This is a genomic window from Kineococcus terrestris (genome assembly GCF_041020755.1).
GTDB classification, from domain to species: Bacteria; Actinomycetota; Actinomycetes; order Actinomycetales; family Kineococcaceae; genus Kineococcus; species Kineococcus terrestris.
On sequence record NZ_JBEUEI010000013.1, the window covers coordinates 76,633 to 103,120 of the forward strand.

Here is a 26,488-nt window from a genome sequence, read left to right on the forward strand (position 1 = left end):
GTCAAGTCCTGACGTCGAGGGAGTCCGGACCGGGAGGTCGGTGTGCGCATCGGGGAGGTCGCCGAGCGGGCGGGGGTCAGCGTCCGCGCGCTGCGCTACTACGAGGAGCAGGGTCTGCTGAGCTCCGAGCGCACCACCGGTGGGCAGCGCCGCTACCCGGACTCGGCGGTCGAGCGGGTGCGGTTCATCCAGAACCTCTACGCCGCCGGGCTCGGCAGCAAGGCGGTCCTGCGGATCCTGCCGTGCGTGGAGAACGGCGTCCTCACCGACGAGATGCACGAGCGGCTGCTCGCCGAGCGCGCCCGCGTGCAGGCGCAGCTCGACGAGCTGACCGCCACGCGCGACAAGCTCGACGACGTCATCCGCGCCGGGCAGGCGAACCGGCCGGGGGCGGCGGGACGCGGCCGGCGCCGTGGTTCCGCGGCTCAAGCGTGTGCGGACGGTTTCCAGCCGGTGTAGTCCAGCACCAACGCCCCTGGGGTGGTCGTGGCAGTCGTTCTTCGTGCCAGTGTCGCTCGGACTGCCACACCCGTGCTCGTATACGAGGCTCGGAGCGGGTCATCAGCAATTGCTGGAACCTCCGTCAAGCGCCGGAGCAGTTGTATGGACCAGGCGCTGGAGGCGTCGGGTTCGTGCCTCGCAAGGCCCACGCCCAGACGTGGGCTAGAGCGTCCACATCGCACTGCGACAGGACCGGCTCGGTCCGGCGGATCATCCAGCCGTACCCCATGAGATCTTCGCTCTGGCTCAAGTTCGTCGCGTGACCTAGACCCAGAGCATGTCCGATCTCGTGCATGGCTGTGTGGTAGATCCCACTCAGTCCGACCGGCTGGAAACCCAGCCCGCTGGGTCCTTGACCGCTGACGATGACGTTCTGGCACGCCCCCTTGCGGCACTTCGCGCGCCCCGAGAAGTTGGCTCCTCCTGCTCGGGCCTCGAAGTGCACCACGATGTCGGCTTCGCGCCTGCTGTGTACGCGCGTCAAGGAGACCTGACCACCGAGGCAAGCTCGTAGGACGGAGTCCCACTGGTCGACCGCTCGATGCAGCGCCGCGAGTTCATCGGTACTCGCTCCCGGGTACGCCTCGACCACCACGGTCAGTGCACCGTGGTCCCACCAATGCTTATCCGCGAAGTGGTCGTGCATGATTTCCAGGGCCTCGGCATCCGACGTGGGTCGTGCGCACGTCGCGGGGACCCGTGTTCCCACGGACGTGGCGCTCGGACCGGGCGCAGGCGCGGCGACCGCCGCCTGGACCGGAGCCACCAGTGCTGAGGCGAGCAGTGCAGCACTCGCCGCAGCGACTCGTCGTCGACCCACGATGCCTCCCGAGGCGAGAACCGACCTTGGTGCTCCTGCACAGTGTGGCGCAGTGGGACCTCCCGCGTCTGCCGATCACCAGATCGCGCGCGGCGGGGACTCCCACCACGCGGAGCGACACCGACCCGCTGGGTGCTGGGTGGCCTGCGGTGATGGATGCGGTCTCGTCAGGAGGTCGACACGGGGGAGGACGAGACTGGTGCGCCTGACGCTCGAGGGCGGACGTGCCGCCAACCTGCTCGTGCGACAGGTGGTTGGTCACCGTGCACGAGGTGGTCACCCGGCAGGGTGATGGTCCGAGCTTCGTCGGACGGCATGCGCAGGATCGGCTCCCGGGTCCAGCAGCTGGAACATCACGTGGTCGCGCCACTCACCCGCGATGCGCAGGTACCGGGGGGCGAGCCCGTACCGCGTGAACCCGTTGCGCCGCAGCACCCGCTGCGAGCGGACGTTGTCCACCAGCGTCTCGGCCTGCACCCGGTGCAGGCCGAGCTCCCCGAAGGCGATCGACGTCAGGCGGGCCGCGGCGGCGGTGGCCGTGCCCCGGCCCCCGGCGCGCTCGGCGATCCAGTACCCCAGGCTGGCGGACTGCAGCGCCCCGCGGACGATCCCGGACAGGGTGGCGCGGCCGATCACGGCGCCGTCGTCGTCGAGGACGACGTGGGGCAGGCAGGTGCCCCGCGCGTGCTCGTCCAGCGCCGCCTCGACGGCCGCGCGCTGACCGGCCGCGGTGGACCACGGCTCCTCGCGCAGCGGCTCGTACGGCGCCAGGAACTCGCGGTTGTCCACGACCAGGCGCGCCAGGACCTCGGCGTCGCCGGTCTCGACCAGGCGGGTGGTGACCACCGCGGCAGCCTGCCAGCCCCGCCCGTGCCGCCGGCGGGGGACTCGATCGGGTCACGGTGCGGCGCGACGCCCCCGGTCGGCGTCCCCGGGAGGCACGCTGGAGGGGACGGCTGCGGGAGGGGGAGGCGTGCGCGGACGACGGACCGTGCTGGCCGCTGGGCTGCTCGCGCTGGCGGCCGGGTGCGGGCAGCAGTCCGCGCCGCCCTCCACGTCCCCCGACCCCCGGGCGCTCGACGCCTCCGCCGCCGTCGAGCGCGCCCGCGCCGACCTGCTGGCCGGCTGCTCGCGGGAGGCGCGCGCCGTGCCCGGCCCGGAGGCGGTCGACGAGGGCTGGGCCGCGGAGATGGAGTTCACCACCGAGCGGGCCGTGCTGTTCCTGCGCGAGCAGCGGGAGGCGTTCGCGCTCGACGCCTGGGCGCGCTGCACGCTCCCCGACGCGTACGCGGGGTTCCGCGTGAACGAGCAGGACGTCATCGAGGGGGGAGCGCCCTACGGGGCCGTCCTGTCCGTGACCGCCGCCGCGGGCCCCGACCCGCTGGCCGGCGCGCCGCTGGACCTGCTGGCCGGGCACGTCGAGGTGGAGCGGGTGCCGTTCTCCCACCTGCAGCTGGTCGCGCTGGCCGACAGGGTGGACCGGGTGCTCGCCGCGTGCGACGACCTGCCCGACGTGGCGCGGCCGTCGGCGATGATCGACCTCGACGGCTACACCCTCGTCAGCAGCGACGGCGACGCCGTGGAGGGGTGCCTCGACGCCGCCGACGAGCGCGGCGAGCTCGGCCGCGACCCCGGCCGGGCCCAGGTCCGCGTGGAGGACCTCGGTTCCGACGTGTCCGTCGTCGACGGACCGGTCATCGTCAAGACGGGGTCGCAGGGCGCCTACGAGGACTCGGCCACCTTCGGCCGCGTGGAGCTGGTCGAGGGCTGCCTGCTGCTCGTGGACGACGCGACGGGGCCTTTTGGAGCGTCCGTCCTCGTGTGGGACGAGGGCACCACGTGGGACGGGGAGCGGCAGGAGGTCGTCCTCGCCGACGGCGTCCGCGTCCCGCTGGGCACCCGGGTCCTCGCCGCCGGGGCCACGGAGTCCGACCTGCGCAACGTCCTCGGCCCGGAGGGCGAGCGCGCCGCCGTCGCCTGCGGCGGCAGCGGCACCCCGGCCGACGGCGGACTGGCCGTGCGGGCCGGGTCCCGCCCCGAGGGGGAGCCGTACCCCGGCCCGTGAGCGCGCTGCGGCACCCGGCACCCACGGCTGACAGCCAGCCTGCAGGCACTGCACCGCCGGCGGCGTGTCGCGCCCTCCTGCACGGCGTGTCGCGCCGTGCCCGCAGGCTGGCTGTCAGCCCGGGCCGAGGTCGCCGGCTCTACGAGGTCCGGACCTGGTCCACGGGGCGCGCCGGGGCCGGCACCGCGGCCGCCCCGGGGTCACCGCCCGCACCGCGGCCGGGACCGAAGGCGCCGCGGTAGCGGGCGGCCGGGTGCCGCTCGTTGAGCCGTGGTGCGCCGAAGAGCTTCTGCCGCAACGGGCCCTCCGCGTACTCGCGCTGGGCCAGGCCCCGTTCGCGCAGGACGGGCAGGACGTGGTCGCCGAACTCCTCGAAGGAACCGGGGATGACCCAGTTGACCACGTTGATCCCGTCGACGCCCGCGTCGCGCCACTCCTGGAGCCGGTCGGCGATCTGCTCGGGCGTGCCGACGAGGCGCTGGCTGGTGGCGCGCTGGCGTGCCAGGTCGGCCACGACCGGTTCGCGGTCGGTGATGTGCTTGGACAGCCACTCGGCGAACCCGCGCGCCCCGTCGGTCCGCACGTCCTTCAGCGGGGTGTCGGGCGGGTAGACCCGCCCGGTGCGGTCCACGACGGCCGAGTGGGCCAGGTAGCCGTCGACGCTGATGTGCTCGTCGTGCTCGGCGGCCTTGGTCCGCGCCTCCTCCTCGGTGGAGCCGACGACGAAGCTGAGCCCCTGGTAGAACGTCACGTCGCCCGGCTCACGGCCGGCCTCGACCGCCAGCGCGCGGGTCTCGGCGATCTGCTCGGCGGCCAGGGCGGGGGAGGGGGAGACGAGGAAGACCGCCTCCGCGTGCCGGGCGGCGAACCGGCGGCCCGACAGCGACGAGCCGGCCTGGAACAGCAGCGGGGTGCGCTGGGGCGAGGGGGAGGGCAGGTGCGGTCCCTCGACGCGGTACCGCTCGCCCCGGTGGTGGATCTTGTGGACCTTGCCGGGCTCGGCGTGCACGCCCCGCTCCTTGTCCTGGACGAGGGCGTCCTCGTCCCAGGAGCCCTCCCACAGCTTGTAGACGACGTCGACGTACTCCTCGGCCCAGCGGTACCGCTCGGAGTGCTCCGTCACCCGGTCGTGGCCGTAGTTGCGGGCCCCGTTGTCCTGCATGCCCGTCACGACGTTCCAGGCGATCCGGCCGCCGGAGACGTGGTCCAGCGTGGAGATCTGCCGGGCGAAGTTGAACGGGTGGTTCTGCAGGACGTTGGAGGTCGTGGCGAAGCCGAGGTGCTCGGTGTTGACCGCCAGCGCCGACAGCAGGACGGTGGGGTCGTTGGAGGGGATCTGCAGCCCCTCGCGCAGGTAGACGTCGAAGTCGGCGTCCGCGTCGCCGTACAGGCCGCTGACGTCGGCGAAGAACATCGTGTCGAACTTCGCCGCCTCCAGGGTGCGGGCGAGGTCGATCCACGCGCGGACGTCGTTGAAGCGGTGCTGCTGCGCGTCCGGTCGGCGCCACTGCCCGTGCTGGATGTGGGAGGTGGTGTTCATCACGAAGGCGTTGAAGCGCAGCGGCCCCGTCGTCGGGTGGCTCATCGGGTCTCCTCCGGTGCGGCCAGGCCCAGCCGGGGCAGGGCGCTGACCAGTTCGCGGGTGTAGGGCTCTCGGGGGTGCTCGAAGACGTCGGTGGCGGTGCCGCGCTCGACGACGACGCCGTCCTTCATGACCAGGACGTCGTCGCTGACGTGGTAGACGACGCCCAGGTCGTGCGAGATGAACAGGTAGGCGAGCCCCAGGGTCCGCTGGAGGTCGGCCAGCAGGTCCAGCACCTGCGCCTGCACCGAGACGTCCAGGGCTGAGACCGCCTCGTCGAGCACGACGATCGACGGTTCCGGCGCCAGCGCCCGGGCGATCGAGACGCGCTGGCGCTGGCCCCCGGACATCGTGAGCGGGAAGCGTCCGAGGACGTCCTCGCCCAGCCCGACCTGGTGCAGCAGCTCGCGGACCCGGGCGCGGCGGCTCTCCCGGTCCCCGCCGGAGGACCGCGGGAGGGCGTCGAGCAGGATCCGCTCGACGGTCCAGCGCGGGTCGAAGGAGCTCAGGGGGTCCTGCTGGACGACGGAGACCTCCCGGCGCCGGGCCCGGCGCTCCCTCTCCGGTGCCGCCGACCACGGCCGGCCCAGGAGCTCGACGGTGCCCTCGTCGGGCGTGGTCAGGGCGAGCGCGAGGCGGGCGGTGGTCGACTTGCCCGACCCCGACTCCCCGACGACGCCCAGGGTGCGGCCGGCCCGCAGGGCGAAGGAGACCCCGTCGACGGCGGTGTGCGTGCCGCGGCCGGTGGCGTACCGCTTCACCAACCCCTCGGCGCGGAGCACCACCCCCGTGCGCTGCTCGCGCCGGGGGGCCGGCAGCGCGGCGCGGGGGGCGGGGCTCAGGCGCTCGCCGCGGGTGTGCTCGCCGGGCACGGCGGCGATGAGGGCGCGGGTGTACTCGTGCTGCGGTGCGTCCAGGACGTCGGCGGTCCGGCCGGCCTCGACGATCCGGCCCCCGGACACGACGAGCACCCGGTCGGCCAGGCGGGCCACGACGGACAGGTCGTGGCTGATCAGCACGATCGCCACCCCCTGCCGCTTCTGCTCCTCCAGCAGGTCCAGCACCTGCGCCTGGACCGTCACGTCGAGGGCGGTGGTGGGCTCGTCGGCGATGAGCAGCTCGGGCTGCAGCGCGATGGCCGAGGCGATGAGCGCGCGCTGGCGCAGACCGCCGGACAGCTCACCGGGGCGCTGCCCGGCGCGGGTGCCGGCCGAGGGGATCCCGACCGCCGTCAGCAGTTCCACCGCCCGGGCGCGGCGCCGGCGCCGGGAGGTCCAGCCGTGCAGCCGCAGGGCCTCCTCGACCTCGGCGCCGACCGGGCGCAACGGGTCCAGGGAGACCAGGGCGTCCTGGGCGACGAACCCGATGCGGGCGCCGCGGGTGCGGCGCCAGTCGCGGCCGGTGAAGGTGCGCACGTCCGCGCCGTCGAAGTCCAGCCGACCGGCCCGCACGCGAGCCCCGGGGCCGCTCAGGCCGACCAGCGCGCGGGCGGTGACGCTCTTGCCGGACCCGGACTCGCCCACGACGGCCAGGCACTGCCCGGCCTCCAGGTCGAAGGACACGTCGTGGACCACGTCCCGGGTGGCGCCGCCCCGCGGGGCGAACCCGACGTTCAGGTCCCGGACGCTCAGCACGCTCACGACTCCCGCCTCTCCAGCAGGGACTGCAGGTGGTTTCCCAGGGTGGTGGCCGCCAGGGCCAGGGCGACGATGACCAGACCGGGGACGACGGTCAGCCACCAGGCGTGGGCGACGTAGGGGCGCCCGGCCTCCAGCAGCGCCCCCCACTCCGAGCTGGGCGGAGCCACGCCCAGACCCAGGAACGACAGGCTCGAGGCCCACACGATGGACTGACCGATCGACAGCGCCATGATCGCGACCAGGGGGCGCAGGGCGTTCGGCAGGACGTGCCGGCGCAGGATTCGCGCCGGGGAGTGCCCCAGGGCCACGGCGGCCTCGACGTAGGCCGAGCCCCTGGCCGACAGGACCTGCCCGCGGACCATCCGCGCGTACCCCGGTGCGGTGCCGACCCCGACGGCCACGGCCTGCGTCAGCGCCGAGGGGCCCAGCAGCGCCACCAGCAGCAGCGCCAGCAGCAGGCTCGGGAAGCTGAACAGCACCTCCACGAGGCGGTCGACGGCCGGGCCCACGACCCGGCCGCCCAGCGCCGCGAGGGAACCCAGGACGACGGCCAGGCTCAGGCTCACCGCGCTGGCGCCGGCGCCGATGGCCAGCGAGGGGCGGGCGCCGTGCACGACGCGGCTCCACAGGTCCCGCCCGGCCTCGTCGGTGCCGAACCAGTGGCCCGGCCCGGGCGCCTGCAGCGCCTGGGACAGGTTCAGGGCCAGCGGGTCGGTGGTGTCCAGGACACCGGGGGCGGCGACGGCCACCAGGAAGAACAGGGCCGTGCCGGTGGCCAGGTACACGCTCCAGGGCCGCGGCCGCCGGGTCCGGCCGCCCGGGCGGCCGGTGCGCGCGGGACGGGGGGCGCCGGGTGCGGCGTCCGTCAGGACGGTGCTCACGAGGTGGTTCCCTTCGCCAGCCGAGGGTCGATGAGGACGTGCGCGGCGTCGACCAGCAGGTTGGCCACCACGTACAGGGCGGCCACCAGGACGACGACACCGGTGACGATGGGCAGGTCCTGGTTGTTGACGGCCGTCACCAGCACCCGCCCGATGCCGGCGCGGGTGAACACGGTCTCCACCACGACCGCCCCGGAGATGGTGGCGCCCAGCGCCCAGCCCGACAGGGTCACCGCCGGCAGCGCGGAGTGGCGCAGCACGTGCCGCACCCTGACCCCCAGGTCGCTCATGCCGCGCATCCGTGCGGTCAGGACGAACGGCTGGGCCAGGGAGCGCTCGAACTCGGTGCGGGTGGCCTGGCCCATGAAACCCGCCAGCGGGACGGCCAGGGTCAGCGCCGGCAGCAGCAGCCCCGTCGCGGAGCCGTCGCTGATGACGGGGACCCAGCGCAGCTCGAGGGCGAACACCAGCAGCAGGACGACACCCAGCCAGTAGTGCGGCAACCCGGCGCTGACGGTGTCCACCGCCGCGCCGAACCCGGAGGTGCGCCGGCCGCGGCCGGCGGTCGCCGTCACCCAGAGCACCGTCAGCAGCCAGGCCAGCGCGATCGCCGAGGCCGTCAGCACCAGCGTGGCGCCCAGCTGCTCGCCGATGATCGCGGTGACCGGGCGGAACTGCTGGTACGAGTTGCCCAGGTCCCCGCGCACCAGGCCGGACAGGTAGTCCAGGTACTGCTGCAGGACGGGCAGCTGGAACCCGTACTGGGCGTTGATGGCGGCCAGCTCCTCGGGCGTCCGCTCGATCGGCTGCCCGGCGCGGATGTTGAAGATGATCGTGGCGCGGTCGCCGGGGAGGGCTACCTGGGCGGCGAAGGCCACGGTCGCGGCCCCCCACAGCACCAGCGCCGCGCCGAGGAGGCGCCGCAGCACGGCTGCGCCCCAGCGGCCGGCCCGGTGCGCGGTGTTCTCGGCGGGTCCTGCCGAGAACCTCACGTCCACCGCGTCGCGGCGGGTGTCAGCGGACGAAGTGGGCATCGTAGAACACCGGTCCTCCCTGGGCGTTCTCCTGCCACACGTCCTTCAGCGCCGGTGTCACCGCGAGGGTGCTGAGCCGGTCGTAGAGGCCGATGGACAGGGCGTGGTCGGCGATGTGCTCCTGCGCCTGGCGGTACAGGGCGTTCTGCTCCTCCACGTCGGCGGTCTGGTTCGCCCGGTCGATCAGGTCGCCGAGGAACTCGTCGGTGGTGAAGGCGGCGTTGTTGCCGTTCGGCCACTCCTCGCTGATCGGCCGCCAGTTGATCCAGAGGATCCCCGCGGTCACCGAGGTCCAGTACCCGGCGGCGATGTCGCGCTCCTCCGGCTGCGTGTACAGGCCGGAGAAGAACCCGCTGGGCGGGACGGTGACCAGGTCGACGGCGAACCCGGTGGCCTTGGCCTGCTCCTGGACGCCCTGGAGGATCGAGGCGCCGTCGGCGTTGACGATGGTGCCGGAGTTGTAGGGCAGCACGACCTCCAGGCGCTCCCCGTCCTTCGTGCGGACGCCGTCGACGTCGCGGCCGGTCCAGCCGGCCTCGTCGAGCAGGCGGTCCGCCCGCTCGAGGTCCAGGTCGTACGCCTCGGCGGCCTCCTCGCTGTACCCGGGGGTGGACTGGGAGACCGCTCCGTTGCCCTCGTAGGGGATGACGCCCTGACCGATGGTCTCCACCAGGGACCGCCGGTCGAGGCTGTGGGCGAACGCCTTGCGGACGCGCTCGTCGGTGAAGGGGCCCTGCTGGGTGTTGAACGCCAGTTGCTGCGGGCGACCGCCGGTGATGTACCTGAACATCTCGTAGCCGTCGTCCTCGAGCCCGCCGTAGTCGATGGCCGGCACGTCGTAGACGGCGTCGGTCTCGCCCGCCCGCAGCGACGCGACCCGGGTGGTGGCGTCGGCGACGAACCGCCAGACGACCCGCTCCACGTACGCGGGGCCGGTGTGCCTCGCGTTGGCCGGCGGTGAGGTGTAGTCCTCGTTGCGCCGCAGCACGATCTGCTCGCCGCGGTCCCAGTGGTCGACGACGAAGGCTCCCGAGCCGACGGGCTGCTCGCAGTTCTGCTCCGCGGTGCGGGTCTCCAGGGCCTCCTGGGACTGGATGCCGGTGTACCCCTGGGCGAGGTTCTCGGCCAGCCGCGGGTAGGGCTTGCTCAGGTGGACCTGCAGGGTGAGGTCGTCGACGGCCGTGGCGCGGTCGTAGTACCCGTCGAGCCACACCTTGGCGGTGGAGTTGCCCCCGTCCATCCAGTGGTCGAAGTTGTGGGCGACGACGGCGGCGGTCAGCTCGCTGCCGTCGGTGAACCGCACCCCGTCCTTCAGGTGGAACGTCCACGTGAGGCCGTCGGCGGAGGTCTCCCACGACGTGGCCAGCCAGGGCACGACCTGCCGGTCGGTGTCGAGCGAGGTCAGCGCGTCCAGGACCTGGGTGGACAGGTAGGCCTGCTCGATCCACCCGCCGAAGACGCACGCGGGTTCCTGCTGGTGGCCGTAGACGATCGTCCCGCCGGGGACGGGTCGGGCGTCGGGCGCGGGGCGCGGCGCGGCGGCCGAGCCGGCGCAGCCGGTGAGCAGCAGGGCCGCGAGACCGGCTGTGAGGGTTCTCCGGGGGCGTGCGGGCATGCGGACGGAACTCCTGTCGGTGCGGGTGCCGAGGGGGAGGGAGAGGGGGAGGGAGAGGGGGAGGTGCGGAGTGGAGTCGTCAGGCCCGACAGGTGGCGCTGCTGGTGCGCACGAGGTCCACGTGCCGGCGCGCGACGAGCAGCACCGTGCGAGAACCCCGCCCGCGCTCGTCGATCACCTGGTTCTCCTCGGTTCCGCGCTTGCCGAGCACCTCGCCCGACCGGGTCGTCACCTGGGGCACCCCGCCACGGGAGGAGGGTTGCCGGACAGCTAGCCAGGGCTCACAGCTGCCACTCTTGACCTGGTCCGAAACTACGAGCCCCCGCGACGTGCTGTCAACCTCCGCCACCGGCGGTCCCCGGAACCGCCCGGGTGGTGCGGGCGCCGTCGCCGGCCGCCGGTGCCCGTCGCGGACCCCGGAACTCCGCACCGGTGGAACTCCGGGCCGGCGGCGGGCTTCCCGTCACGTCAGCCAGTCCCACACCGTCCGGGCGCCGGTGACGACCAGCCAGCCCAGGCCCACGACCGCCAGTCCGAGCACCGCCAGCACGAGCGCCACGGCGAGCAGTTCGCCGGCCCGCTGACCCGGCGTGAGCACCGGTTCCGGCGCGCGCGGGTCCCGCCAGGACACCGGCGCACCGGCGATCCGCTCGGCCTCCTCGCGCAGCGCCCGCAGGCGCGCGGCCGCGCCCGGCCCCGCGCTGTCCTCGTCGGTGCGCCAGCACAGGGCCCGCATCCGCGCGAAGGGGTCGCCGCAGGTGCGCTCGAACGCGGCCACCTCGCGCTCGTCGCGGTGCTCGCCCAGGTAGGACCAGCGCCCGGCCTGGGCGAGGTCGCCCTCGCGGCGGTAGGCGCCGGCCAGCTGCTCGCGCACGTCGAGGCGGTCGGGGAACGAGCCGACGAGGCCGCGCAGGCGCTGCCGGGCCAGCCCGGTGCGCCCCGCGGCCAGGTCGGCGGCGGCCCTCGTCAGCGTCTCCTCGACCGGCACCCGGTGATGGTCGCCCACGCGGGGCCGCGCGCGCCGCCGGGTTTCCGCAGGGGGCGACCGCGCGGACGGAAAACCGCCTGGGCAGGCGGGGCGGGGTCCGCCACGCTGTCCGGGTGCTCAGCGACGCGGACCTGCGGGACCTGGCCGGACGCCTCGTCCGGGTGCCGGGCGTGGAGGCGGTCGCCCTCGGCGGCAGCCGCGCCCGCGGCGAGCACTTCCCGGACTCCGACGTCGACCTGGGGCTCTACTACCGCCCGCCCCTGGACGTCGACGCGCTGCGGCGCCTGGCCCGCGAGGTCGCCGGTCCCGGCGCCGACGTCACCGTCCCCGGTGCGTGGGGGCCGTGGGTGGACGGCGGGGGGTGGCTGAGGGTCGACGGCACCGCCGTCGACTGGCTGTACCGCGACCTCGACCGGGTGCGGCGCAGCTGGGAGCAGGCGCAGCGGGGCGAGCTCTCCTGGCACGTGCAGGCCGGGCACCCGCTCGGCGTGCCCGGTCACGCCTACGCCGGGGAGGCGGCGCTCGCCGTCGTCCTGGCCGACCCGGGCGGTGAGCTGACGGCGCTGCAGCGGGCCGCCCGCACCTGTCCGCCGCTCCTGCGGGACGCGGTGGTGGACGGTCTGTGGGAGGCGGAGTTCCTGCTCGCCGGGGCGCGCAAGGCCGCGCCCCGCGGCGACAGCGCGTACGTGGCCGGCTGCCTGTTCCGCGCGGTGCTGCTGTGCGCGCACGCGCTGCACGCGCACGCCGGGCGCTGGGTGGTCAACGAGAAGGGCGCGGTCGCCGCGGCCGGGCGGCTGCCGAGCGCACCGGTGGGTTTCCGCGAGCGGGCCGACGCGGTGTTCGCGCCGGCCGGCGGGGCGGACGCGCTGGGCGCGGCGCTGGACGCGGCGCAGCAGCTGGTCGAGGAGACCGCGCGGTCGTGCTCGTCCACGCCCGCTTGACCCCAGCGGCCGGGGACCTCGGCGACCTCACCCGTGCGGAGGTGTCCCGGTGCGGTGACCCGCTGCCAGGCTGGGCCGGGTGCCGCACGAGGACGACAAGCTGCGCCGGGCCGGGCTGCGCCCGGTGTACACGGCGACGGCGGTGGGGCTGGGCCCGCCGTGGCTGTGGCCGTCGCTGACCGCGGCCGCGGTGGTGCTCGCGCTGGTGCAGCTGGTCGTGGCCGACGTGTGGCAGCAGCGGGTGGTGCCGCTGCTCGTCCTGCTGTCGCCGCTGTCGCTCGTGGCCGTGCGGCGCTGGCCACCCCGCACGTACGTCGAACCCGAGGGGGTGCGGGTGCGCCGGGGTGTGCCGCGGGGCCGGCTGGTCGCGTGGAGCGATGTCGCCGCGGTGCGCGTGCAGGGGCGGTGGGACGACTTCAGCACCCTGAGCACCCGCGAGGGCCGCACGCTGACGCTGTACGGCGTGGAACCCGTGGACGCCGAGCGCCTGCGCGCGGTGGTGACCGCCCGCGGGGGAGGGGCCGGCGAGCGCACGTGACGTCCGGTCCCGGCCGGCGGAACCGCGGGGAGCTCACCCCCGCGGGGCTGGGCCGGGAACTCCGTCGTCGCGCCAGAGCCCGCGCCGCACCTTGCCGGTGTCGTCGCGCAGGGGGCCGGTGACGAACCGCCAGCACGCCGGTCGCTGCCGCGGGGGCAGCCGCGCAGCGACCCAGGCGTCCAGCTCCTGCTCGTCCACCCCCGAACCGTCCACGACGGCGCGGACCCGCTGCCCCAGCTCCTCGTCGGCGACGCCGACCACGACGGCCGAGCGGACCCGGGGGTGCTCCTCCAGCACCGCCTCGACGTCGGCGGGCACGACCACCTCCCCGCCGCTGACGACGACGTCGTCGATCCGGTCGCCCACGTGCAGGTAGCCGTCGGCGTCCAGCCACCCGGAGTCCCCGGAGGCGTGCCAGCCGTCGCGCAGCGGCGGTTCGGCACCGAGGTAGGTGTAGGTGGGCACGTCGCGGCGCATCAGGACCTCGCCGACCTCGCCGGGGCGGCAGTCGGTCAGGTCCGGCCGCACCACGCGGAAGCGCGAGCCGGGCAGGGGCCGGCCCACGGACCCGGGGTGGCGCAGCCAGTCCGCGCCGTCGATGAACGTCAGCCCCTGCGACTCGGTGCTGGCGTAGACCTCGTGGACCCGCTCGGCGCCGAGCCAGCCGATCCAGGCGCGCTTGAGCCACGGCGCGCAGCGGGCGCCCAGGTGCAGCACCGACTCCAGGCTGGAGACGTCCGCGGCCGCTCGCGCCGGGTGCCGCCAGACGCGCAGCATCGTCGCCGGCACGAGCAGCCCCCAGGTGACGCGCGCGGCGGCCACCAGTTCCAGCCACCGCCCGGCGTCGAAGCGCGGCACGACCACCAGTTCGTGGCCCGTCATCAGCCCGCGCATCGCGTAGGTGAACGGCGCGGCGTGCGAGAGCGGGCCGGCCACGAGCTGCACCGCCCGCAGCGGGACGAAGGGGGCCACCGGCGCTGTCGGGTCGACGCGCGCCGGCGCCGCGGCCCGGACCACCTTCGGGCGGCCCGTGCTGCCGCTGGAGGTCGGCGCCTTCCACGAGGAGGCCGCCAGGTCGGGCAGCTCGCCGTCGTCCACGCCGACGGTCAGCGCCGTGAGGTCGCCCAGCGCGGCGTCCACCACCAGGGCGGGCCGGGTGAGGGCCAGGACGGCTTCACGCTCCTGCTCGGGCAGGCGGGGGGAGAGCGGTTGCGGGGTCGCGCCCGCCTTCCAGGCGGCCACGTGGGCCAGCACCGCGTCCACCCCGTTCGGCAGTGCCACGGTGACGACGTCGTCGGGGCGCACCCCCTCCTCGATCCAGCGGCGCGCCAGGGCGTTGGTGCGCCGGTCCAGCTCCTCGCGCGTGAGGACCCGCCCCTCGCACCGCACGGCCACCGCACCGGGCGAGCGCTGCGCCAGCCACGTGAGCGCCCTGCTGATGCTCGGGCTGCTCACCGCACCGGCTCCGCCGCGGCCAGCGAGCGGTACAGCGCCAGGTGGGCGTCGGCCGCCGCCGCCCAGGTGTGCCGGGCGACCAGTTCCGCCCCGCGGGCGCGCCGCGCGGCCGCCGCACCGGTGTCCGGTGCGGTGGTGAGCGCCGCGTGCAGGGCGTCGGCGGCCCCGGCCGGGTCGCGCGCGAACGCCGCCGCGCCGTCGAAGACCTCGCGCAGCACCGGCAGCTCGCGCACCACCAGCGGCACCCCGGCCGCCAGCGCCTCCATGGCCGCCAGCCCGAAACCCTCCTTGGTCGACAGGAAACCCATCGCGCCGGCGGCGGCCACCAGGGACGGCAGCTCGTCCTGCGCGACCGGGCCCAGGACGTGCGGGTGGACCCCCAGCTCCCGCGCCAGGGCCTCGAAGCCCGCGCGGTAGTCGCGGTGGTCGAACAGCGTCTCCCCGCCGGCGACGACGAGCTGCACGTCCGGCAGCCGCTCGCGCAGCAGCGCCACCGCGCGCAGCAGGTCCGTGCTGCCCTTGCGGGGTTCGATGCCGCCGACGGCGAGCACGTAGCGCCCGAACCGCTCCCGCCAGCGGGCCCGCGCCGCCCGCGCGCCCGCCGTGCCCGCCGCGGCGGCGGCGAACGGCGCGGCGTCCACGCCGTTGGGGACGACGAGCGGCTCCAGGCCCCACCCGGCACGCAGCTCCTCGGCCACGGCCCGCGAGACGCACACGTGCGCGTACGGCTCGACGATCGCCCGCTCGTGGCAGGCGGCCAGCTCCGGGGTGGTGAACGTGTCCAGGTGGTGGACCGTCCGCACGCAGCGGCCCACCGCGTTGGCGCTGATGCAGTCCTGGGCGTGCACGACGTCGTACCCGCTCGGGTCGAAACCCTCGCGCAGCACGTCCACGGACCGCAGGATCCGCGCCCCCACGTCCTCGCCCTCGCGGGCCGCAAACTCGACCACGCGCACGTCCACGCGCGCGTCGACGGGCCGGAAGAACGCCCGGTCGCCGCCGCGGCCCAGCGTCCACACCGACACCTGCGCGCCGGCGTCGACGAGCGCCTCGGCCAGCGCCAGCGTGTGCACCACCCCGCCGCGGGGTTTGGTGGAGTAGGTGGTCAGCGCGATCCTCACCGGACCGCCCCCGCCCGGCCGGGCGACGCGGCCCCCAGCTCGTCCAGCAGGCCGCGGTACGCGCCCGGGCGCCGCTCGCGCAGGTGGTGCAGCGTGCGGCGCGCGCGGGCCACCTCCGCCGCGACGTCCACGTCCACCACGGCCATGCCTCCCTTGCCGCCGGTGCGGGCCAGCACGTCCCCGCCGGGGCCGACGACCTTCGCCTGCCCCAGGAACCGCAGGCCGCCGAGCACCCCGGTCTGGTTGGCCGAGACGAGCACCACCTGGTTCTCCGCGGCGCGCGCCCCGTCGTAGAGGTCGAACAGGCGCGACTGGCGGTCGTTGGCCAGCCGGGCGGCGCGGTCGGTGACGCTGGCCGGCCACGCCGAGGGGCAGCACAGCACCTGCGCCCCGTCCAGGGCGAGGGTGCGGGCGGACTCGGGGAACGTCTTGTCGAAGTCGATGAGCATGCCCAGCCGGCCGGCGGGGGTGTCGAACGCGGTGAACGAGCCGCCCGCGGCGTAGGAGCCCTCCTCGCCGGCCGTCAGGTGGACCTTGCGGTGCCGGCCGAGCACCCGCCCGTCGCCCACGCACAGCGCGGTGCTGCACCGGCCGCCGGCCACGGCCTCGGTGTAGCCGAAGCAGACGGTGAGGCCCCGTGCGACCTCGGCGATGCGCCGCACCGGACCGGCGTCCTCCGGCAGCGCCGGCGGCAGGTCCGCGGGGCCGGGGGAGCGCAGGTCGCCCAGGTAGCCGCCGAGCACGGCGTGCGGCAGGACGAGCAGGTCCACCCCGCGCGAGCGCGCCTCGACGACGATCCCCTCGGCCTTGGCGACGCAGCGCTCCACGTCCCGGCCGAAGTGCGCGGCGACGGCGGCGACGCGGACGGGCCGGGTCACGGGTGGCGTCGCGGGACCGGGCACGGTTCAGCGCGCGGGGGTCAGGGCACCGGCCGCTGCCCGGGCGGGCGGCGGACCGGCAGGGGCGGAACCGGCCGGGGCGGAACCGGCCGGAGCGGAACCTGCCGCGCGGGAACCGCCGCCGGTCCCGGCGCCCAGCCGACCGGTGATGCGGTCGGCGAGGAACTCCGCGTCCCGGGCGATGCCCGCGAACCGGCCCGAACCCCACGTGTGCATCCACGGCAGGCCGAGGAACGACAGCCCCTCGGTGGCGGTGACCCCGCGGGTCTGGCGCGGGCGCCCGCGGCCGTCGAAGACGCCGACCTCCACCCACCGGTGGTCGGCCCGGTAGCCGACGCTCCAGACGACCGAGGTGATCCCGGCCGCCACCAGGTCCAGCTCGGTGGTCTCCCGCTCCGGCCGCCACACGGGCGTGTACCGCTCCTCGACGGGCGCGGCGATCCCCCGGGCGGCGACGTGCCGGTCGATGGCGTCCTTGATGGACTCGGCGACGGAGTCGGCGTGGTCCAGCGAGCGCTCCAGCGTGGGGGCGAAGCGGGCGACGCCGCGCCGGACGTCGGTCAGCCGCCCGTACAGGTGCATGCCCTCCCGCGCGAAGGCGCGCAGGTCGATGTCGCGCCCGCCGTCGCGGCCGGTCATGTAGTGGTTCGTCTTCTCCTGCGCGGCAGCGCCTCCGGGGACCTCGGCGGCGGTGACGTCGTAGGTGCCCATCTCCTCCAGCCACGCGATGCAGTCGCGGCCGCGGTAGGTGCGCGCGCAGCGCGGGGCGTCGCCGACGGCCAGGTGCACCTGGCGGCCGGACAGGTGCAGGTCCTCGGCGATCTGCGCGCCCGACTGCCCGGAGCCGACGACGAGGACGGCCCCCGCGGACAGCCGGCCGGCGCTGCGGTACTGCGAGGAGTGCAGCTGCTCGACCTCCTCGGGGATCCGGCCGGCGGCGGCCGGCACGACCGGCAGGTGGTAGCCGCCGGTGGCGACGACGACCTCGCGGGCGCGGAACGCGCCCGCGCTCGTGGACAGCTCGAACGCGGCGCCGTCCCCGGCCGGGTCGTCCCCGTCCGCGGTGCGGCGCAGCCCCGTCACCTCGACGCCCTCGCGCACGGGGGCGCCGAAGGAGGCGGCGTAGGAGGTGACGAAGCGGTGCACCTCGTCGCGGGGCATGAAGCCGTCCGGGTCGTCGCCGCCGAACTCCCCGGTGTAGGACCACCCCGGCAGGCGGCACTGGAAGTTCGGGGTCACCAGGGTGAAGGCGTCCCAGCGCCCGTCGCGCCACTCGTGCCCGACGCCGGCGCGCTCGAGCAGGACGTGGTCGACACCCCGCCGGGTCAGGTACCAGCTCAGGGACAGACCGGCCTGCCCGGCGCCGACGACGACGACGTCGTGGTGCTCGGCGAGCTCCTGCTGCGGGGCGTGCGCGTGGTTCATCGGGTCTCCTCAGGCGAGGCTGGGTTCGCGGCGGGGCGCGTGCGCGTTGGCGGCCACGACGGTGGTGTAGGTGTCCGGACGGCGGTCGCGCAGGTTGAACATCGACCGCCGGGCGGCGGCCAGCTCGCCCTCCACGTCGACGTCGGCGACGGCCACCCCGGCGCCCGTGCCGGTCGCCGCCAGGACGTCGCCGCCGGGCCCGACGACCTTGGCGCTGCCCACGTACCGCAGCGCCCCGAACGTGCCGGCCTGGTTCGCGGCGACCCACACGACCTGGTTCTCCAGGGCGCGCGCCCGGTCGTACAGGTCGAAGCGCTTCGTCCAGCGGTCCTCGGCCAGGTCGGCGGCCGCGGCGGTCCGCGAGGCGGGCCAGGCGGAGACGCTGACGACGATCCGCGCGCCGTCCAGCGCCAGGGCGCGCGCCGCCTCCGGGAACGCCTTGTCGTAGCAGATCTGCATGCCCAGGCGCCCGACCGGGGTGTCGAACGCCTCGAAGCGGTCGCCCGCGGCGTAGGACAGGTTCTCGCCCAGCGGCTGGTGCACCTTGCGGTGCACGCCGAGGAGCCCGTCGCCGGTGAGCGCGACGGCCGTGTTGTAGCGGTCCGCGCCGCCGTCCTCGCAGAACCCCAGGACCACCACGACGTCCCCGGCCATCCGCTGCACGCGGCGCAGCTCCGGCCCGTCCAGGCGCAGCGCGGGCGGTCCCGGCCGCTCCCGCCGCGACCGCGCGGTGCCGCGGTCCTCGGCCGCGCCGAGGCCGGACAGGTACCCGCCCAGGCACGCCTCCGGCAGCGCCAGCAGGTGGGTGCCGGAGGCGTGCGCCTCCTGGAGCAAGCGCCCGATCGCGGCGAAGTTCTCCTCCAGGTCGCGGCCGAACCCCTGGGCCACCGCCGCCACGCGCGTCGTCGCCGAGCGGGTCGTCGCGGGCGCCGCCGCGGTGCTGGTCGTGGTGCTGCTCATGCCCGTCCCCATCCCGTCACGGCGTCCCGGACCACCCGGGTCACCTCCCCGTCGGGCCAGCGCAGGCCGACCCCCTGCCCGGTGGTGAGCCGGCCCACCGCCGCGGTGACGGCGGGCCCGGCCGGGGCCGGCCGCCGGTCCGCGGGCGCGGCGCTGACGACCGCGAACCCCGGGAAGCACGTGAACCAGTCGCCGGTGCTGACCCCGGCGGGGCGGGGCACGGCCGCCACGTCGATCTCCGCGCCCGTCCCGCACGCCTCGGCGAGCATCCCGACGGTGCCGGCCAGGCCGGCCATGCTCACGTCCTTGGCCGCCGCCGGGCGCGAGCGCGCCACGGACGAGGCCATCGCGCGCAGCTCGTCCCCGGTGCGCGTCGAGGTGGAGTCCCACTGGGTGCCGCGGTAGCCGGGGCGCCAGCCGCCGCCGAGGTCCGCCGTCAGCGACAGCACGTGCCCGGCGCGGCCGCCGCCGGCCGGGACCGGGTGCCGGGTGCGACCCAGGGCGGTGACCGACAGGGCCGCCGGGACCCCCAGCTGGGTGTGCCCGCCCAGGACGGGGACGCCCCACGCGCTCGCGGCCGCGCGCAGCCCCGCGACGACCCGCGCGGCCGCGGCGGCGTCCCGGGCGGCGAGGGCGTCCAGCAGGCCCACGGGTTCCGCGCCCATCGCCGCCAGGTCGTTGAGGTTCACCAGCACCGCGCACCACCCGGCCCACTCCGGGTCGCGCTCCACCATCGAGGGCAGGACCGCGTCGCACGCGGCCACCAGGTCGCTGCCCGGCACGGGAGCGCCGTCGTCGCCGCGGAACCCGATCCCGCCCAGGGCTCCCGGCGCGCCGCCCAGCCCGGCCAGCAGACCCGCCAGCGGGGCCTTCGTCGCCTCCACCAGGCGCTGCACCCGGTCCAGCGGGTAGCGCACCAGCACGTGCGGCACCCCGCGCAGCGGCACGGCGCGCACGCGCTGCCACCCCAGGCGCCGGAACAGCACCTCGTTCGCGGCCTGGACGGTGGCCTCGAAGCGCAGGGCGCCGGCCTCCCCGGCGTGGGCGCAGGCCGCGCGCACGAGGGCCGCGCCCACCCCGCCGGCCGTGCGGGCCGCGGCGGCCACGACCAGCCGGCTGCCGCGCCACCACCCGAGGTCTGGCCCCGGCCCGGCCGGGGCCAGGCGCACGCCGCCCAGGACGGTGCCGTCCGGGGCCAGCGCGACGAGGACCCGGCGGCGGGGGTCCTCGTCCACCTCGTCGAGGTCGCTGCGCGCGAACAACCCCTGCTCGGTGACGAACACGTCGCGGCGCAGGGTCCGGTAGGCGCCCTCCTCGGCGGCGCCGGCGACCTCGACGCGGAAGGGCGGCACCGGGCGCGGCGCCCCGGCGATGACCCGCACGTCCAGCGGCGGCAGCCGGTGGTGGGGCGTGAGCATCCCCGGCGCCAGCGACGCCCCGGCGGTGCTCACGCGCCCAGGTCCTGCAGCACCGAGCACGCCCCGCACGCCGCGCAGCCGGCCCCCTGGTCGGCCCCGCGCATCCCGGCCGCGCGCAGGAGGTCCGCGACCCGGCGGGTCACGTCCTCCAGCACCGCCGGGTCGGGAGCCGCCGCCCCGTCGACGTCGACCGCGAGGGTCCCGGCCAGCGGCCGGAACGGGACCACGAAGGGGTAGACGCCCATCGCCACCAGTTCCGCTGCACCGGCGACGAGCTCGTCGGCGTCCTCGCCCAGCCCCACGAGCAGGTACGTGGAGACCCGGTTGCGCCCGAACACGCGCACCGCCTCCGCCCACGCCGCGCGGTAGGCGCTCAGCGGCACGCTCGCCTTGCCCGGCGTCCAGCGCCGCCGCACCGCCTCGTCGAGGGACTCCACGTGGATGCCGATGGAGGTGGCCCCCGCCTCCCGCAGCTCGCCGATCGCGGCGAGGTCGGCGGGCGGTTCGCACTGCACCTGCACGGGCAGGCCGGGCACGGCCCGCTGGACCGCCCGCACGCAGCGGGCCAGGTGGCGCGCGCCCCGGTCCGGCGCCGTCGAGGTGCCGGTGGTCATCACCACGTGCTTCACGCCGTCCAGGCGCACCGCGGCCTCGGCGACCTCCGCCAGGGCCGCGGGGGTCTTCACCGCCACGGTGTCACCGGCCTCCAGGGACGCCTCGACCGCGCAGAACCGGCACCGCTGGTCGGGGGCGTAGCGCGCGCACGTCTGCACCACCGTGGTGGCCAGCACGTCCCGCCCGTGCAGCCGGGCGATCTTCTCGTAGGGGACGCCGTCGGCCGTGCTCAGGTCGTAGAACCGCGGCCGCTGCACGGGGACGACGTCCACGCCCAGGTCGGTGACGGCCCCCAGCTCCTCCAGCAGCAGCCGGCCGCCGCGCACCAGGTAGGGGCTGTCCGGCCGCACCGGGACCGCCGCGGCCAGCCCGCCCAGGACGACGTGCCCGTCGTCGCTGGGACCGGCCCCGCCCGTGCGCCGCACGGGCGCGGCCAGCCGGACACCGCGCACCGCGACGTCGGCGCGGGTGGTGACCGCCCCGCCGGTGCCCCGGCCGGAGGTGGTGCTCGGGCAGCTCACGGCGCCGCCTCAGACCATGTAGGTGGAGTTGATGATGGCGCCCTTGCGGGCGTAGTGGATGATCGCGTCCTGCACGTCCAGCGGGTGGCAGGGGACCACGCCCTCGATGAGGTCCTCCTCGCGGTTGCCGTGCAGCGCCAGGCCGAACCGGCAGCAGTAGACGGTGCCGCCCTCGGTGATGAACGTCTCCAGCGCGCCGTTGACGTTCTGCTCGCCGGGGAACCCGGAGTCCCCGACGGTGGGGAACCCGCGGGTCGCGATGCAGTTCATCGCGCCGGGCCCGTAGAAGTAGATCGCCGACTCGAAACCCTTGCGCAGCGCGCGGGTGGCCTGCAGGACGGCGACGAAGCTGACCGACGACTCGTGGGCGATGCCGTGCACCAGGGTGAAGTAGCTCTCCCCGCCCTCGGCCCGGTAGTCGGGGAACACCTTGGTCGAGCCGTACAGGTTCTCGCCCTTGGCCTTGGACGGGTGGGGGACCTCGGCCAGCGACTTGGCGATGTTCGCCTTGATCTGCTCCTCGACCTCCGTGGTGGTGCCGGTGGTGGTGGTCGTGCTCACGGTGCTCTCCTGTCCCTGGTGGCCGGCCGCGCTGGTGCGCGGCGCGCTGGTGCTCCCGCCCGCGGGGGCGGTGTCCGTGGTCGGCTGCTCGCGCGGATCAGCCGTAGAGCGCGGAGAAGTTGTCCCGCAGGAACATCCGGGTCAGGTCGCCGTCGCCGGAGGCGGCGCGCATCCTCGCCAGCTCGCCGGCGTGGTCGCCCCAGGGCTCGTCGCTGGCGAACAGCACCCGGTCGGCGCCGGTGCCGCGGCGCTCGATCTCGGACGCCAGCCACCGCGGGGCGAAACCGATCGCCCAGCTGGTGTCGGTGTAGACCTTCTTGCCGGCCTCGATCCAGTCGAAGAAGCGGCCGGCGATGAGCTTGAGGTGACCGCTCATCCCGCCGCCCAGGTGCACCAGGTGGATGCGCACCTCGTCGCCGTAGCGCTCCACCAGCTCGCCGACCCGGTCGACGTCGGAGGCGGCGCCGGGGGAGGTGTGCACGTGCACCACGAGGTCCCGCTCGCGGGCCGTGGAGAAGATCCGCTCGATCTGCGGCTGCGACGTCGGGTCGTCCACGCCTCCGCCCAGCAGGAAGCTCGTCTTGAGCGCCACGACACCGCGCTCGCCCGCCAGGGCGAGCGCCCTCTCCGTCAGCTCGGCGTCCTCGGCGCGCGGCGACGTCCACAACCCGCACACGAACCGGTCGTCCTTCGCGGTGGTCTCCAGCACGAGCTCGTTGAGCGCGAAGGAGAGCTCCGCCACCGGCACGCCGTAGTTCGGCAGCAGCAGGGCCCGCTCGGTCCCCTCGCGGTCCAGGTCGTCCAGCAGGTCCGCGATCTGCTCGCGCGCGGTGGTGTCGGGGTTCACGGGCGGGCCCCCGTAGAACGGGAACGCCGGCAACCGGCCGAGGTGCCGGTGCGCGTCGTGGACTGGCGTCACAGGAGCAAGGGAACTCCCGGACTGTTTCGGGGTGGTTAAGCCCTGACTACGTCTGCGTGTTCGGGTTCCGGCTCGCGCCGCGAGCGGGCCTGCGTCGTGGGCCCGGGCTTGAACCCCACCGTTCGTTAATGTACGTTCGTTAACGAACGCGAGGAGGTGATGAGGTGGCACGACCCCGCACGGTCAGCGACGAGACCGTCTTCGACGCCACGGCGAGGGTGGTCCTGCGCCGCGGTGTCCAGGGCACCACGCTCGCGGCCGTCGCGGCCGAGGCGGGCCTGTCCGCCGCGGGCCTGGTCCAGCGCTTCGGCTCCAAGCGGGAACTGCTGCTCGCCTTCTCGCGCCGCGCCGAGGAGGCGACCGGGTCGTGCTTCACCGCCTGCCGGACCGGCGCGACCTCGCCGCTGGGCGCCCTGCACGCCGCCCTCGACCTGCTGACGGCCGGCCTGCACGACCGCTCCGACCTCGCGAACAGCCTGACCTTCCTCCAGCTCGACCTGACCGACCCGGAGTTCCGCTCCCTGGCGGCCGCGAACGCCGGGCGCGTGGAGGCGGAGATCGGGGAGCTGCTGCACGAGGCGGTGGTGGCGGGGGAGCTCGCCGCCACCGCGGACCCGGGCGAGCTGGCCCGCACCGTGCACCTCGTCCACAACGGCGTCCTGGCCCTGTGGCCCCTGACGGGGACGCGGCCCCTGCGCGAGGAGCTGCACGCCGCCGTCGACGCCGTCCTGCGCCCCGCACGAACGACGGACCGAGACCCGGAAGGTGAGAACCCGTGACCTCCAGCAGCACCCCCTCGACGACCCCCTCGCGCACCGCGCCGTTCACCGGCGCCGTCTTCATCGCCACCAGCCTCGACGGGTTCATCGCGCGCCCGGACGGCGACATCGACTGGCTCGTCCGCCGCGGCGCGGACGCCGGTGACACCGGGTACGATGAGTTCATCGGCGGTGTCGACCGCCTCGTGATGGGCCGCGGGACGTACGAGAAGGCGCTCACCTTCGACGCGTGGCCCTACGAGGGGCGCGACGTCCTCCTGCTCAGCAGCCGGGCCCCCGCGGACGCCGACCCCCGCGTGCGCGTCGTCCGCGACGTGCCGGCGGCCGTCGAGGCGATCACCGCCGCGGGCGCGCGGCGCGTCTACGTCGACGGGGGGCGGGTCGTGCGGTCGTTCCTCGCCGCCGGGCTGATCCACGAGATGACCATCACCACGGCGCCCGTCCTGCTCGGGCGGGGCCTGCCCCTCTTCGGCGCCCTCGAGCACGACGTCGACCTCACGCACGTCCGGACCGCGGTGCTCGGCGCGGGCTTCGTGCAGTCCACCTACGTCGTGACCTCCTGACGCGGCCCGCCGCCGGTCCGCTCCCGACGCTGGTGCGCGGTCCGTCGCGGGTGCACGCTGGACCCCGTCGCACCCGGGGCCGCGGTGCGGGCGGGGAGGTCCGGTGTGGGCGGGCGCGGGGAGTTCCGGGACGTCGTGCGCCAGGGCGCGGTGGTGCTCGCCCTGGCCGGAGGGATCATCAGCGGGGCCACCGGTGACTACGGGCGGGCGTCGGACAGCGCGAGTCCGGTGGTGCCGGCCGACTACGCCTTCACCGTCTGGGTGCCCGTCTACGCGGGTGCCGTGGCGTACGCCGCGCACCAGGCGCGACCCTCGCGTCGCGCCGACGCGCTGCTGCGGCGCACCGGCTGGCCGTTGGCCGCCGCGGTCGCGCTCTCGGGGACGTGGGTGCGCCTGCAGGACCCGCCGGTGCTGCAGCTGCCCGCCGTCGCCGCGACCACGTCCGCGGCGCTGCTCGCACTGGTGCGCGCGCAGCCGCGCAGCAGCGCCGAGGACGAGTCCACCGCCGCGCGCTGGCTGGTGCGCGCGCCCGTCGGGCTGCTGGCCGGGTGGCTGACGCTGGCCACCACCGCGGCGACGACGGAGGTCCTGCTCGCCAGCGGCGTGCCGACCCCGCGGTGGGGTTCCGACGCGACCGGGGCCCTCGTCCTGGCGGCGACCGCCGGTGCTGCGCTGGCCGCGGCGCGCCTGCCGCGCGTCGGTGCCTACGCCGCCGCGGTGACGTGGGGGCTGGCCGCCGTCGCGGTGCGGGGAGCACGCCGCTGGCCGGCCACCGCCGCGGTCGCCGCCGCAGGTGCGGGCGCCGTCGTCCTCGCCGCGACCGCGGCGCGGGACCGCTGACCGCTGAGCCCCGCACCACCCCGCCGCGTCACCCGGTCGGGCGATCGGAGCCCACCGGGAGCGACGTTCACCCGAGCGTCTCGTCCCACCACGCCGACAGCGGCCACGACCCGCTGCCGCGTCGCTCGGCCGGGCGCGCCGGACGGTTCTGCCAGCGCTGCACGACGGACCGCAGCACCAGCACGGTCAGCGGTGTCGCGGGCGGGCGCACCGCTGCCAGGTGGCACGCCCAGCACCCCGGCGGGCAGAGGACGGGTCCTCGGGCAGGACGTCTCAGGGTCGGGCGCACGGGTGCTCCTCCGGGTCGGCGCGGGGCGGCGGGTCGGCGCCGCGTCGACGCGGTCACGGGGACGACGGTGGCAGGACCGGGCCGTGCGGGTCACCCGGTTTTCCGCGGCGAGCCGTTCCGGCGCGGCCGTTCCGGCGCGGCCGTTCCGGCGCGGCCGTTCCGGCGCGGCCGTCCGGCGGGTCAGCCGCGCGCGTCCTCCGCGAGGGTCGCCGCCACCAGGGCGTTCGCGTGCCCGTGGCCCATCCCGTGCTCGGTCTTCAGCCAGGCCACCAGGTCCGAGTGCCGCGCGCCGGGGTTCCGGGAGCGCTGCTCGCGCAGCGCCCGCTGCCAGTGCGCGACCGGCTGGCCGTACTTCGCCTCGATCGAGGGGAAGTACGAGGCGGGGCCCTTCGGGGTGGTGCTCACAGGATCCTCCTGTCGAGGGGTCGTGGTGCTGTCGCAGGGACGACCCGGCGGTGCGCCGGAACTCATCGCCCCGCGCGCACCTGGGCGCGCCCGCCGCGAGGAGGTCGCGACCGGCTCACGGGTGCCGGGGTTCCCCGGTGGCCGTCGAGGCGTCCGCGACGTGCTGGCCGTGGCCGCTCGGGTCGACGGTGCCGGGGGCGCTGCCGGCGATCCCCTTCAGGACCGGCTGGACACCGTCGGACAGCTTCACCGAGGAGATCCACACGTCCTCCGGGTGGGTCTCCTCCCCGGCGCGCACGTCCTCGGCGGTGCGCAGCTTGGCGACCTTGTGGATCAGCGCGCCGAAACCGACCTTGGCGGCGATGTCGGCGAACGAGAACCCCACCTGGATGGTGGTGGTCCAGCCGGCGCCCGGCAGCCAGTTGTGGATCGCGTAGGCGATCGGGTACCAGCCCCACACGCTCAGCAGGAGGATCCCCGCGTTGCGGTAGGTGGCGTACGCCTGCGGTCCCATGGACCCCTTCGAGGCGCGCAGCACGCGGACGAGCAGGACGTGCAGGGCCGCGTAGAAGACGGTGCTGACCGCGCCCCACGCGAGCAGGGCGGTCTGGCTGGTCCCGCTGCCGACGACGGCGGCCCCCAGGAAACCGGTGAAGATCATCAGGAACGCCGCGGTGACCAGCGCCGCCCGCACGGCGCGGGCCCGGGAACCGGTCAGCGCCGAGACGGCGAGGAACTCCACCATCAGCAGCGGCACGGTGACCGACCAGTCCATGTACCGCGGGGTCAGGGTGCTCAGCGCCGCGGGGGTCGGGACGTAGCCGCCCCCGCTGTAGGCGTACCCCTGGTCGAACTTCACCACCAGGTAGACGTACGACAGGAACGCGACGCCGGTCACGCACAACGACGCCAGGAGGGCCGGCCGGTACCGGGCGCCGACCTCTCCGGTGGAGTTCCACGTTCGCACGAACTGGGCGAACAGCGCCAGGCCGGCGACGGTCAGCGAGTAGGAGATCAGGTCGTGCTGGCCGGAGGAGAGCGTGACGACCTCCGGTCGAGCCACGTCGGACAGGGACGGTGCGAGGAGCACGAGTCCTCCAGGGATCGCGCGGG

27 protein-coding genes and 1 riboswitch are annotated in these 26,488 nt (G+C 75.6%); of the genes, 7 read left to right on the plus strand and 20 right to left on the minus strand.

The window, feature by feature from the left end; genetic code table 11:
* Positions 1–42: 42 nt before the first annotated feature.
* Complete coding sequence (locus tag AB8M62_RS09940) at positions 43–459, plus strand: MerR family transcriptional regulator (protein WP_369069425.1); 417 nt, start codon at positions 43–45, stop codon at positions 457–459.
* Positions 460–583: 124 nt separating this feature from the next.
* Here the strand turns inward: AB8M62_RS09940 and AB8M62_RS09945 are convergent, their stop codons facing one another.
* Positions 584–1,147: a zinc-dependent metalloprotease family protein gene (locus AB8M62_RS09945; protein WP_369069426.1), complete on the minus strand. Its 564-nt coding sequence runs from the start codon at positions 1,145–1,147 to the stop codon at positions 584–586.
* 450 nt (positions 1,148–1,597) lie between these two features.
* Positions 1,598–2,167 (minus strand): GNAT family N-acetyltransferase, encoded by a 570-nt coding sequence (locus AB8M62_RS09950; RefSeq protein ID WP_369069427.1) that lies wholly within the window; start codon positions 2,165–2,167, stop codon positions 1,598–1,600.
* A gap of 127 nt (positions 2,168–2,294) precedes the next feature.
* On the opposite strand from AB8M62_RS09950, the gene AB8M62_RS09955 reads away from it, so the two are divergent.
* Positions 2,295–3,386 carry a hypothetical protein gene (locus tag AB8M62_RS09955; protein WP_369069428.1) on the plus strand — a complete coding sequence of 364 codons (1,092 nt, stop codon included), beginning with the start codon at positions 2,295–2,297 and terminating at the stop codon, positions 3,384–3,386.
* 139 nt (positions 3,387–3,525) lie between these two features.
* On the opposite strand, the gene AB8M62_RS09960 is transcribed toward AB8M62_RS09955, so the two are convergent.
* The 7 genes from AB8M62_RS09960 to AB8M62_RS09990 form a co-directional block, all read right to left on the minus strand.
* Positions 3,526–4,971, minus strand: a complete 1,446-nt coding sequence (locus tag AB8M62_RS09960) for an LLM class flavin-dependent oxidoreductase (protein ID WP_369069429.1) — start codon at positions 4,969–4,971, stop codon at positions 3,526–3,528.
* Positions 4,968–6,608: a dipeptide ABC transporter ATP-binding protein gene (locus tag AB8M62_RS09965; protein ID WP_369051834.1), complete on the minus strand. Its 1,641-nt coding sequence runs from the start codon at positions 6,606–6,608 to the stop codon at positions 4,968–4,970. The genes AB8M62_RS09960 and AB8M62_RS09965 overlap by 4 nt, the downstream gene beginning before the upstream one ends.
* Positions 6,605–7,489 (minus strand): ABC transporter permease, encoded by an 885-nt coding sequence (locus AB8M62_RS09970; RefSeq protein WP_373694902.1) that lies wholly within the window; start codon positions 7,487–7,489, stop codon positions 6,605–6,607. The genes AB8M62_RS09965 and AB8M62_RS09970 overlap by 4 nt, the downstream gene beginning before the upstream one ends.
* Entirely contained in the window at positions 7,486–8,523 is a 1,038-nt protein-coding gene (locus tag AB8M62_RS09975; RefSeq protein WP_373694903.1) for an ABC transporter permease, read from the minus strand. Before AB8M62_RS09975 ends, AB8M62_RS09970 begins: the two co-directional genes overlap by 4 nt.
* Positions 8,504–10,138 carry an ABC transporter substrate-binding protein gene (locus AB8M62_RS09980; RefSeq protein WP_369069431.1) on the minus strand — a complete coding sequence of 545 codons (1,635 nt, stop codon included), beginning with the start codon at positions 10,136–10,138 and terminating at the stop codon, positions 8,504–8,506. The genes AB8M62_RS09975 and AB8M62_RS09980 overlap by 20 nt, the downstream gene beginning before the upstream one ends.
* Before the next feature lie 79 nt (positions 10,139–10,217).
* On the minus strand, positions 10,218–10,370 hold the full coding sequence (locus AB8M62_RS09985) for a putative leader peptide (protein WP_369051837.1): 153 nt from the start codon (positions 10,368–10,370) through the stop codon (positions 10,218–10,220).
* Positions 10,330–10,440, minus strand: a riboswitch (SAM riboswitch). It overlaps the preceding gene by 41 nt.
* Positions 10,441–10,601: 161 nt before the next feature.
* A complete protein-coding gene (locus tag AB8M62_RS09990; protein ID WP_369051838.1) occupies positions 10,602–11,126 on the minus strand; it encodes a DUF6584 family protein in 525 nt (174 codons plus the stop codon).
* A gap of 113 nt (positions 11,127–11,239) precedes the next feature.
* Between AB8M62_RS09990 and AB8M62_RS09995 the strand changes: the two genes are divergently transcribed.
* The gene (locus tag AB8M62_RS09995; RefSeq protein ID WP_369069432.1) at positions 11,240–12,067 is read left to right on the plus strand and encodes a nucleotidyltransferase family protein; all 828 of its coding nucleotides are present in this window, start codon (positions 11,240–11,242) and stop codon (positions 12,065–12,067) included.
* A 79-nt stretch (positions 12,068–12,146) separates the two neighbouring features.
* A complete protein-coding gene (locus tag AB8M62_RS10000; protein WP_369069433.1) occupies positions 12,147–12,605 on the plus strand; it encodes a PH domain-containing protein in 459 nt (152 codons plus the stop codon).
* 33 nt (positions 12,606–12,638) lie between these two features.
* Here AB8M62_RS10000 and AB8M62_RS10005 read toward each other — a convergent pair whose 3' ends face one another.
* The 9 genes from AB8M62_RS10005 to AB8M62_RS10045 all read right to left on the minus strand — a co-directional run bounded on the left by AB8M62_RS10005 (position 12,639) and on the right by AB8M62_RS10045 (position 22,499).
* Positions 12,639–14,060, minus strand: a complete 1,422-nt coding sequence (locus AB8M62_RS10005) for an AMP-binding protein (RefSeq protein ID WP_369069434.1) — start codon at positions 14,058–14,060, stop codon at positions 12,639–12,641.
* Positions 14,057–15,181 (minus strand): MSMEG_0565 family glycosyltransferase, encoded by a 1,125-nt coding sequence (locus AB8M62_RS10010; RefSeq protein ID WP_369069436.1) that lies wholly within the window; start codon positions 15,179–15,181, stop codon positions 14,057–14,059. Before AB8M62_RS10010 ends, AB8M62_RS10005 begins: the two co-directional genes overlap by 4 nt.
* Entirely contained in the window at positions 15,178–16,059 is an 882-nt protein-coding gene (locus AB8M62_RS10015; protein ID WP_369069437.1) for a carbon-nitrogen hydrolase family protein, read from the minus strand. Before AB8M62_RS10015 ends, AB8M62_RS10010 begins: the two co-directional genes overlap by 4 nt.
* Positions 16,060–16,086: 27 nt before the next feature.
* A complete protein-coding gene (locus AB8M62_RS10020; RefSeq protein WP_369069438.1) occupies positions 16,087–17,505 on the minus strand; it encodes an MSMEG_0569 family flavin-dependent oxidoreductase in 1,419 nt (472 codons plus the stop codon).
* 9 nt (positions 17,506–17,514) lie between these two features.
* Entirely contained in the window at positions 17,515–18,465 is a 951-nt protein-coding gene (locus tag AB8M62_RS10025) for a carbon-nitrogen hydrolase family protein (RefSeq protein WP_369069440.1), read from the minus strand.
* Entirely contained in the window at positions 18,462–19,883 is a 1,422-nt protein-coding gene (locus AB8M62_RS10030; RefSeq protein ID WP_369052081.1) for an MSMEG_0567/sll0787 family protein, read from the minus strand. Before AB8M62_RS10030 ends, AB8M62_RS10025 begins: the two co-directional genes overlap by 4 nt.
* Before the next feature lie 29 nt (positions 19,884–19,912).
* Entirely contained in the window at positions 19,913–21,019 is a 1,107-nt protein-coding gene (locus AB8M62_RS10035; protein ID WP_369069442.1) for an MSMEG_0568 family radical SAM protein, read from the minus strand.
* A gap of 9 nt (positions 21,020–21,028) precedes the next feature.
* Positions 21,029–21,580 carry an MSMEG_0572/Sll0783 family nitrogen starvation response protein gene (locus AB8M62_RS10040; RefSeq protein WP_369069443.1) on the minus strand — a complete coding sequence of 184 codons (552 nt, stop codon included), beginning with the start codon at positions 21,578–21,580 and terminating at the stop codon, positions 21,029–21,031.
* Between the two features lie 97 nt (positions 21,581–21,677).
* On the minus strand, positions 21,678–22,499 hold the full coding sequence (locus AB8M62_RS10045; RefSeq protein WP_369051848.1) for an amidohydrolase family protein: 822 nt from the start codon (positions 22,497–22,499) through the stop codon (positions 21,678–21,680).
* A gap of 164 nt (positions 22,500–22,663) precedes the next feature.
* On the opposite strand from AB8M62_RS10045, the gene AB8M62_RS10050 reads away from it, so the two are divergent.
* The 3 genes from AB8M62_RS10050 to AB8M62_RS10060 all read left to right on the plus strand — a co-directional run bounded on the left by AB8M62_RS10050 (position 22,664) and on the right by AB8M62_RS10060 (position 24,681).
* Positions 22,664–23,278, plus strand: coding sequence for a TetR/AcrR family transcriptional regulator (locus AB8M62_RS10050; protein ID WP_369069445.1), 615 nt, complete (start codon positions 22,664–22,666; stop codon positions 23,276–23,278).
* The gene (locus AB8M62_RS10055; protein ID WP_369069446.1) at positions 23,275–23,841 is read left to right on the plus strand and encodes a dihydrofolate reductase family protein; all 567 of its coding nucleotides are present in this window, start codon (positions 23,275–23,277) and stop codon (positions 23,839–23,841) included. The genes AB8M62_RS10050 and AB8M62_RS10055 overlap by 4 nt, the downstream gene beginning before the upstream one ends.
* A gap of 105 nt (positions 23,842–23,946) precedes the next feature.
* Positions 23,947–24,681, plus strand: a complete 735-nt coding sequence (locus tag AB8M62_RS10060) for a TspO-related membrane protein (RefSeq protein ID WP_369051851.1) — start codon at positions 23,947–23,949, stop codon at positions 24,679–24,681.
* Between the two features lie 469 nt (positions 24,682–25,150).
* On the opposite strand, the gene AB8M62_RS10065 is transcribed toward AB8M62_RS10060, so the two are convergent.
* Complete coding sequence (locus AB8M62_RS10065; protein ID WP_369069447.1) at positions 25,151–25,375, minus strand: DUF4287 domain-containing protein; 225 nt, start codon at positions 25,373–25,375, stop codon at positions 25,151–25,153.
* A 115-nt stretch (positions 25,376–25,490) separates the two neighbouring features.
* Positions 25,491–26,465, minus strand: a complete 975-nt coding sequence (locus AB8M62_RS10070) for a bacteriorhodopsin (protein ID WP_369069449.1) — start codon at positions 26,463–26,465, stop codon at positions 25,491–25,493.
* Positions 26,466–26,488: the final 23 nt, after the last annotated feature.

Bases quoted from the DNA above. Each gene is read 5' to 3' on its own strand.
- AB8M62_RS10020 (WP_369069438.1), bottom strand. From the start codon at position 17,505: ATGAACCACGCGCACGCCCCGCAGCAGGAGCTCGCCGAGCACCACGAC.
- AB8M62_RS09975 (WP_373694903.1), bottom strand. From the start codon at position 8,523: ATGCCCACTTCGTCCGCTGACACCCGCCGCGACGCGGTGGACGTGAGG.
- AB8M62_RS09945 (WP_369069426.1), bottom strand. From the start codon at position 1,147: ATGCACGACCACTTCGCGGATAAGCATTGGTGGGACCACGGTGCACTG.
- AB8M62_RS10030 (WP_369052081.1), bottom strand. From the start codon at position 19,883: ATGCTCACGCCCCACCACCGGCTGCCGCCGCTGGACGTGCGGGTCATC.
- AB8M62_RS09960 (WP_369069429.1), bottom strand. From the start codon at position 4,971: ATGAGCCACCCGACGACGGGGCCGCTGCGCTTCAACGCCTTCGTGATG.
- AB8M62_RS10025 (WP_369069440.1), bottom strand. From the start codon at position 18,465: ATGAGCAGCACCACGACCAGCACCGCGGCGGCGCCCGCGACGACCCGC.
- AB8M62_RS09980 (WP_369069431.1), bottom strand. From the start codon at position 10,138: ATGCCCGCACGCCCCCGGAGAACCCTCACAGCCGGTCTCGCGGCCCTG.